Below are 1,671 nucleotides of genomic sequence, written 5' to 3'. Positions count from 1 at the left end.
GCCGGCGTCGCGTACTACAAAGACCCGAAGGCCGCGAACGACCTCATCCTGAAGCTCGTCGACGAGTACAACACCGGCTGACCTACACGCAGGGCGTGGCGGACTACTCGGTCAAGACGCAGGTCGACCTCGGCCTCGTCGGCAACGGCCCCGACTCGACCTACGGCAACTTCGACGACGCCCGCTTCGCGGACTTCTTCGACAAGGCCAGCAAGGTCTACACCGACCTCGGCACCCCGCCCGCGGCCGGTTACACCCCGAAGGACCTGTACACGAACGAGTTCATCGACACCTCGATCTCGTTCTGATCGAACCGGCCCGGTCCGCCTCGCGCGGGCCGGGCCATGTCAGGTCCCGCCCCGTGGCGGATCGACGCCGACGTGTGGGGGTCGCGGCTGACCCCGCTCCGTGCGGTCGACGAGCCGGAGGAGGGCCTCGGGGGCCTGGCATCCCTCGTCACCTTCCCGGACTCCTACCTCGCCTGGATCCACGTGGCGGACGCGGCATGAGCGCGACGACCTCGCTCGAGGGTGTGACGCGTGAGGCGTGGGAGTCCGCGCAGGAGCTGTGGGGCGTGCACATGCACGACGCCGTCCTCGATCCCGGCGCGGGCGCGGCGCAGGGGGCGCCGGCGTGGTTCAGCTTCCCGCCGTCGATCACCGTGGACCCCGTCATGGTCACGGCCTTCGGCGGTGCCGGTGAGTGGGAGAGCGTCTTCGCGCACGAGCTCGGCCACCACGTCCTCGCGCCGAGCACGCGCCTGGACGCGCTGAAGATCCGTCATCAGCTCGCCCGGGCGATGCAGGCGGCGGGAGCGTATGCGATCCGCGACGCCGATCTGTCGCTGCTGTCGAACCTGTGGACCGACCTCCTCGTGAACTCCCGGGTCGCGGTCCTCCAGCGCCGCCGCGACGGACCCGGCGAGCCCGGGATCGTGCGCCTGTCGCGCGCGCTGTACCGCGCGTCGCGCGACTCGCCCAGCCGGCTGTGGTGGGTCTACCTCCGCACGTACGAACTGCTGTGGAACCTCGCGGCGGGCACGCTGTGCGACCCCGAGCCGCCGCCGCTGGCCGCGCTTCCCGCGCCCGAACCCGAGGTCCCGATCGAGCAGATCCCGGAGAAGCACCGCGAGGCCGAGCGGAAGCTGCGCGAGCGGCGTCGCGACGCGCAGCGGGTCGCCGACGAACTGGCGGCCGCGACCCTCACCCGTCCGGCCCTGGATGCCGACTCGCTCGCCGCGCTCGTGCGGACCTTCGCGGGGGATGCCGTGTCCGGGGCGCTGCGGTTCGGCGTCATCGTCGCGCCGTACCTCGTAGATCCCCGCGCCGACGACGAGATGGCGGGCGTCCCGATCGCGTGCGCCGCCGACACGGCGCCGGCGTCCGCGGGGGAGCTCGGTCGCGTGTTCGCCGACCGGCGGCTGAAGGGCGCTCTGCCGTCACGCCCCGGCGACGGGAACGGCCCGAGCGACGGGAAGGGACAGACCCTCGGCGTCTCGCGCACGCTCGAGCTGTATCAGGACACGAATCCCGACGACGTCCTGGCCGCGTGGTACCGCGCGGAGGCCGCCCGGTGGATCCGTCCGTTCACGCAGCGGGCGCCGAAGCCGGCCGTCCCCGATCTCCCCGGCCCCCTCGAGACCTGGGAGGCCGGCGACGACCTCGCCGACCT

General features: G+C 72.7%; 2 protein-coding genes and 1 pseudogene. All 3 read left to right on the top strand.

Going from position 1 to position 1,671, the window contains the following annotated elements; all coding sequences use genetic code 11:
- Positions 1-95 precede the first annotated feature (95 nt).
- Positions 96-308, top strand: a complete 213-nt coding sequence (locus I5G_RS16735) for a hypothetical protein (RefSeq protein WP_022880087.1) — start codon at positions 96-98, stop codon at positions 306-308.
- Positions 309-344: 36 nt separating this feature from the next.
- Positions 345-509, top strand: a complete 165-nt coding sequence (locus I5G_RS26020) for a hypothetical protein (protein WP_022880086.1) — start codon at positions 345-347, stop codon at positions 507-509.
- A pseudogene (locus tag I5G_RS16725) lies at positions 506-1,671 on the top strand (VWA domain-containing protein); the annotation flags it as partial. The gene I5G_RS26020 and the pseudogene I5G_RS16725, both read left to right, overlap by 4 nt.

The sequence above is a fragment of the Microbacterium sp. B19 genome (assembly GCF_000333395.1).
Classification (GTDB): Bacteria; Actinomycetota; Actinomycetes; order Actinomycetales; family Microbacteriaceae; genus Microbacterium.
Note: the sequence above shows the minus strand (reverse complement) of the source record. Positions and strands in the feature narration are given on the sequence as shown.

What these genes read in the sequence shown, in the direction of transcription:
- I5G_RS26020 (WP_022880086.1), top strand. Translation starts at nt 345, where the DNA reads ATGTCAGGTCCCGCCCCGTGGCGGATCGACGCCGACGTGTGGGGGTCG.